The following is a 4,250-nucleotide window of genomic DNA, read 5'->3' on the forward strand; positions in this document are numbered from 1 at the left end:
CGCGCGCGACCCGCTCGTCGTGTGGGCCTCCGACGAGCGGGTCGGGGTGGCGCGCTTCCTCGTCGCGGCGCCGGGGGCCGCCCAGGTGCAGCTCATCTCGACCAGCCCCGACGGCTACCCGGTGTCCAAGGTGGTGCCGACGCGCGGGCAGGACGCCGTCATCGTCCCCGTCGTGAACGGGGCCGACGCGGCCGAGTACCGCCTCGTCACCAAGGATGCCGACGGGCGGGTGCTCTTCGACGGCGTACCGGACCAGGGTCGGCACCCGACGGACGGCTGAGCTCAGCGACCCTGGTTGGCCACCGCTGCTGCTGCCGCCGCTGCCGCCTCGGGGTCGAGGTACTCGCCCGGACCGGTCGGCATGAAGTCATCGCCGAGGCGGTAGACGAGCGGCATCCCGGTCGGGATGTTCAGGCCGGCGATGTCGTCGTCGCTGATGCCGTCGAGGTGCTTGACCAGGGCGCGCAGCGAGTTGCCGTGGGCGGTGACGAGCACCGTCCTGCCTTCAGCGAGGTCGCTGCGGATCTCGTTCTCCCAGTACGGCATCATCCGCGGGATGACGTCCTTGAGGCACTCGGTCAGCGGCACCTTGATGCCGGCGTAGCGCGGGTCGTTCGTCTGGTCGAACTCGCTGCCGACCTCGATGGGCGGCGGCGGGGTGTCGAAGCTGCGACGCCAGAGCATGAACTGCTCGTCGCCGTACTTCTCGCGCGTCGCCGCCTTGTCCAGCCCCTGCAGCGCGCCGTAGTGCCGCTCGTTGAGGCGCCAGCTGCGGTGCACCGGGATCCAGTGCCGGTCAGCGGCGTCGAGCGCGAGGTTGGCCGTCGTGATCGCGCGACGCTGCACCGAGGTGTGCACGACGTCAGGCAGGATCCCGGCATCCTTCATCAGGTGACCACCGCGAGTGGCCTCGGCGCGCCCCTTGTCGGTGAGGTCGACGTCGACCCACCCGGTGAACAGGTTCTTCTGGTTCCAGTCGGACTCGCCGTGGCGCAGGAGGATGAGCGTGTGTTCGGTCATGTCGCCAGCCTAGCCACCCGCGCCCGTCAGGGTCAGGTGGGCGCGGATCCCGGATCGGGGTCGCCGGGTCTGGCGAGGATGCCGCGGAAGGCCTCGAGGTTGCGCAGGCTCTCACCGCGCGAGACCCGCCACTCCCACTCCTTGCGCATGGAGGACAGGAAGCCCATGACGAGCAGCTCGTTGAACGGCTCGTCGCACGCCGTCAGCACCACCCCGAGCAGCTGGTCGAGGGAGTCGACGTCGACGCCGGCAGCCGGCATCCGGCCGGTGACGAACACGTCGCCCGCCTTGTCGACCGAGTAGGCCAGCCCCGGCAGCCGCAGGTTGCGGCGCAGGAGGAAGCGGTAGACCTCGGCGTGGTTCTCGTCGGGGTTGCGGATGACGAACGCCGACACCGACAGTGCCGTGTCCGAGACGACGAGCGAGGTGATCGTCTTCAGCTTCTTCTCGCCAGGCAGCGCCACGACGTACTCGTCGTCGCGGGCTCCGGGTTCCCACTCCAGACCGGATGCCGCGAGGAACGCCTCGATCGTGGCCCGCATCTCGTCCCTGCCCGTCACGGGATCACCGCCGTGGGGATGCCGGTGAGCAGCTCGGCATCGTGGATCGGCACCTCTCGCGGGTGGTCCATCGCGTCGGCGTAGACCTCCGCCAGGCGCCCTGCCGTTCGCGCCCACGAGAACCCGGCCGCGTGCTCGACGCTGGTGCGGGCCAGCGCCGCAGCACCGCGGGGGTCGCGGAGCACCGCCTCGAGGGCGGTCGCCCAGTCGGCCGTGTCGTGCCCGTCGACGAGGACCCCCGCAGGACCGACGGCCGTGGGCAGGCCGCCGACGTTGGCGGCCACGACGGGTGTGCCGCACGCCTGGGCCTCCACCGCGACCAGCCCGAAGGACTCGCTGTGCGAGGGCACCGCCACGAGGTCCGCGGCGCGGTACCACTGCGCCAGGGTCGACCGGTCGACGGGTGGCACGAAGCGGACGAGGTCGGCGATGCCGAGCTGCTGGGCCAGCTCGGTCAAGCCCATGGGGTTGCGCACCCCGGTACCGCTGGCCCCGCCGAGGATGCCGACGACGAGACGGGAGCGCAGGTCGGGCCGGCGCCGCACCAGCTCGGCGGCGGCGCGCACGAGGACGTCGGGCGCCTTCAGCGGCTGGATCCGCCCGACGAAGAGGAGGAGCACGGCATCCGCAGGAATCCCGACGCGCGCTCGCGCCTCGGCCTTGGAGCCGGGGCTGAACACGGTGAGGTCGACACCCGGCTCGGCCACGGCGACGCGGGCAGGATCCGCACCGTACAGCTCGACGAGCTCGGCCGCCTCTCGCGGGGTGTTCGCGACGAGCCGGTCAGCAGCCTCGACGACCTGCGCCTCACCGATCTCACGGCCGCGCGGTTCGGGCTCGTCACCGTCCGCGAGGTGCAGGTTCTTCACCCGCGCCATCGTGTGCATGGTGTGGACCAGGGGAACGCCCCACCGATCGGCGGCCAGCCACCCGACCTGTCCAGAGAGCCAGTAGTGCGAGTGCACGAGGTCGTAGTACCCCGGCGGCGCGTGGGCGGCGACGCGCATCATGCCGGCCGCGAAGGCGCACAGCTGACCGGGCAGGTCCTCCTTGGACAGACCCTCGTACGGCCCGGCCGCGAGGTGGCGCACGACGACCCCCGGCTCCACCTCGACCACGGGGGACTGGGCCGCACACGTCGTCCGGGTGAACAGGTCCACGGCGATGTCACGCCGGGCCAGCTGCCGGGCCACCTCGAGCACGTAGACGTTCATGCCGCCGGCATCGCCCTCTCCGGGCTGGGCGAGCGGAGAGGTGTGCACGGTCACCATCGCGATGCGGTGCAGGCGGCGCTGCCGTGGGTGCGTGCTCATGACCACCGAGTGTGTCACGGCATCCGCGGGGTGTCCGTGACGGTCACCACCGCCCGGGGGGCCCAGACGTGCACCGCGATGCGCCCGTCCTGGCGAAGATCGACGGCACGAGGCACCTGGACCGGACCGATCGACACGTCGGTGCCGAGCACCCAGGTGAACGCGGGTTGGGCGATGACGGTCGGATCGACCCAGTACGCCCGCTCGCGCAGGTTGCGCTCGGGCAGGGCAGGGGCGATGCCGGTCGTCGCCGGCCGCCAGTCGAGGTGGATCGCCAGGGCATCGACCGCCGGCACGAGGACGTCCATGCGGATCGACCCGTCGGTCGGCTCGAACTTGATCCGCAGCGGTCTGCTCGTCGAGGAGTCGCGCACCACGCCCAGGTACTCGACCACGTCGCCGACCCGGCGCACCGCGTCGATGCGCACGGTGGACAGGACCCCACTCACCGTCTCGCGCGGATGCTCCCCTCCCTCGGTCACCGACCCGAACATCGCCGACACCGGGGCACCGCGCGTCACCGTGTCCGCGAGCACCTCGCTCCCGCGGGCGAGCCGGAACCCCGACGTGAAGAGGGACACCGACAACCCGGCCCCGAGCGACTGCACCCCGCGCGCCCCCTGCGCGACCTCGAGAAGCCCCGGTTCGACGTCGACGATCCCGATGTCGCGAGCCATGACACGCGGCACCCACGAGGTGAGTCCGAGCACCAGTGCGCCGCTCAGCGAGACGACCAGGGCCAGCATCGACAGGCTCACTCGCCCGTCACGGCTCCGTCGAACCCACCAGTCCAGCACCGTCTCAGCCTACGTCCGGCAGGTTGGCGGCTCGAGCCACCGAACTGCCGGACGTACGCTGACCCGGTGACACGGCAGCGGCCACACGGGGTGATCACCCGGGGCACGACCAACCCCAACCGGTTGCGGCGCTGTGACCGCTGGCTCGCCGGTCCGCAGGGGTGGCGGCTGCGCGCCCACCCGGGCCCGCCGGTCGTCGTCGACCTCGGGTACGGCGCCTCCCCCGTCACCGCCGTCGAGCTCCACGACCGGCTCAGCGCGGTTCGCCCTGACGTCGAGGTCGTCGGCATCGAGATCGACCCCGCTCGGGTGGCCGCCGCCCGCCCTCTCGAGCGCCCCGGCCTGCGGTTCGCCGTCGGCGGTTTCGAGGTTCCCCTGCCGCAGGGTCGCCGGCCGGTCATCGTGCGGGCGTTCAACGTGTTGCGGCAGTACGACGAAGGTGAGGTCGCCGCAGCGTGGGACGCCACGGCATCCAGACTCGCCCCCGACGGCCTGCTCGTCGACGGCACGTGCGACGAGCTCGGGCGGGTCGCGGCGTGGGTGGCGCTCACGGCATCCGG

6 protein-coding genes are annotated in these 4,250 nt (G+C 72.1%); 2 read left to right on the forward strand and 4 right to left on the reverse strand.

The window, feature by feature from the left end; all coding sequences use genetic code 11:
• Positions 1 to 280, forward strand: a 280-nt coding sequence (locus tag PLL68_RS09835; RefSeq protein WP_324533603.1) for a hypothetical protein, incomplete at its 5' end; no start/stop codon positions are given.
• Between the two features lie 2 nt (positions 281 to 282).
• On the opposite strand, the gene PLL68_RS09840 is transcribed toward PLL68_RS09835, so the two are convergent.
• From PLL68_RS09840 to PLL68_RS09855, 4 genes are read right to left on the reverse strand one after another with little or no spacing between them, the layout of a single operon-like run.
• The gene (locus PLL68_RS09840; protein ID WP_324533605.1) at positions 283 to 1,020 is read right to left on the reverse strand and encodes a phosphoglyceromutase; all 738 of its coding nucleotides are present in this window, start codon (positions 1,018 to 1,020) and stop codon (positions 283 to 285) included.
• A 32-nt stretch (positions 1,021 to 1,052) separates the two neighbouring features.
• A complete protein-coding gene (locus PLL68_RS09845; RefSeq protein ID WP_324533627.1) occupies positions 1,053 to 1,562 on the reverse strand; it encodes a type III secretion system chaperone family protein in 510 nt (169 codons plus the stop codon).
• A 14-nt stretch (positions 1,563 to 1,576) separates the two neighbouring features.
• Positions 1,577 to 2,893, reverse strand: a complete 1,317-nt coding sequence (gene mshA, locus PLL68_RS09850) for a D-inositol-3-phosphate glycosyltransferase (protein ID WP_324533607.1) — start codon at positions 2,891 to 2,893, stop codon at positions 1,577 to 1,579.
• Positions 2,894 to 2,907: 14 nt separating this feature from the next.
• The gene (locus tag PLL68_RS09855; RefSeq protein ID WP_324533609.1) at positions 2,908 to 3,690 is read right to left on the reverse strand and encodes a hypothetical protein; all 783 of its coding nucleotides are present in this window, start codon (positions 3,688 to 3,690) and stop codon (positions 2,908 to 2,910) included.
• Between the two features lie 66 nt (positions 3,691 to 3,756).
• On the opposite strand from PLL68_RS09855, the gene PLL68_RS09860 reads away from it, so the two are divergent.
• The coding region (locus PLL68_RS09860) for a class I SAM-dependent methyltransferase (protein WP_324533630.1) at positions 3,757 to 4,250 on the forward strand (494 nt) is incomplete at its 3' end.

The sequence above is a fragment of the Ornithinibacter sp. genome (assembly GCF_035443565.1).
Classification (GTDB): Bacteria; Actinomycetota; Actinomycetes; order Actinomycetales; family Dermatophilaceae; genus Fodinibacter.

What these genes read in the sequence shown, in the direction of transcription:
- PLL68_RS09840 (WP_324533605.1), bottom strand. Translation starts at nt 1,020, where the DNA reads ATGACCGAACACACGCTCATCCTCCTGCGCCACGGCGAGTCCGACTGG.
- PLL68_RS09845 (WP_324533627.1), bottom strand. Translation starts at nt 1,562, where the DNA reads ATGCGGGCCACGATCGAGGCGTTCCTCGCGGCATCCGGTCTGGAGTGG.
- mshA (WP_324533607.1), bottom strand. Translation starts at nt 2,893, where the DNA reads ATGAGCACGCACCCACGGCAGCGCCGCCTGCACCGCATCGCGATGGTG.